General features: G+C 76.2%; 1 pseudogene. It reads left to right on the top strand.

The features are described 5' to 3' along the window. Positions 1-1,189: pseudogene (locus tag DW299_RS05785) on the top strand (glycosyltransferase); the annotation flags it as partial.

The following is a 1,189-nucleotide window of genomic DNA, read 5'->3' as shown; positions in this document are numbered from 1 at the left end:
CCTCCGGGCGCTCCCGCCGCGCGTACGTCACGCGCCTCGCGCAGCTGCACCGCCGTCTGGCCTATGCGCCCCTTCCGGCCGTGCCGCTGCACTGGCTGTCGCTGCTGCCGCTCGCGCTGTGGCGGTCGATCACGCACCTGATCGGCAAGCGACCCGAGGCCGTGCTGCCCGAGTGGGGCGCCGCGCTGGCCGCGATGCTGCGATTCGGGGCCGTCGCCCGCTCGCGCGCACGCATCCGGGCCTTCCGCACGTCCTCCTGGGCCAGCATCGCCCCGCTCCGGGTGACCTCGGCGCAACTGCGCCGACGGCTCGACGACGGGCACGGCAGCGAGCACGGCGCGGTGAGCGAGCTGCGCTTCTTCTCCGGCGGCGGCGCATGGGTCGTGCTGGCCGCCCTGGTCGTGGGCATCGCCTCCTTCACCACGCTGCTCGCCTGGCCGACCATCGGGGGCGGTGGCCTGCTGCCGCTGCGCCAGACCGTCGCGGCGCTGTGGGGCGACGCGGCCTGGGGCACCCGCGGACTGGGCGTCGACGTGGTCGGCCCCGCCGATCCCTTCGCCGCCGTGGTCGCGGTGCTCGGCTCGCTGTGGCCGGCCGGCCCCTCGTTCACCCTCGTGCTGCTGTGGATCCTGGCGCTGCCCCTGGCGGTGCTCGGCGGGTGGTTCGCCGCGACCCGTGTGACCGATCGCGCCGGACTGCGGATCTTCGCCGGGATCGCCTGGGCGCTGGCACCCACGTTCCTCACCGCGCTCGTCGACGGCCGCCCCGCCGCGGTGCTCGCCCACCTCCTGCTGCCGTGGCTGTTCCACTCCGCGGTCGTCGCGCACCGCTCGTGGGGTGCCGCGGGCAGCGCCTCGCTGCTGCTGGCCGCGGTGCTCGCCTGTGCGCCCTCGCTCGCCCCCGCGCTCGCTCTGCTGTGGCTCGTGACGCTGGGCATCGTGATCGGCACGGCCCAGTTCCGCGGCGCCGGTCGTCTGCTGTGGCTCCCGCTGCCCACGGCCGTGCTGTTCGGGCCGTTGATCTCCTGGCAGCTTCTGCACGGCACGCCCCTGGCACTGCTCGCCGACCCGGGACTCACGTGGGCGGGACCGCAGGCCGGAGCAGACGCGGTCGGCCGCCTCGCGATCGCCCTCGGCTTCCCGACGACCGACCTCGCGGGCTGGGCGACCGTCGCGCCCGGCCCGCGAGG

The sequence above is a fragment of the Microbacterium sp. K35 genome, assembly GCF_004794375.1.
Taxonomy (GTDB): Bacteria; Actinomycetota; Actinomycetes; order Actinomycetales; family Microbacteriaceae; genus Microbacterium; species Microbacterium sufflavum.
The sequence above is the reverse complement of the archived record's forward strand: the minus strand, read 5'-3'. Positions and strand labels throughout refer to the sequence as shown.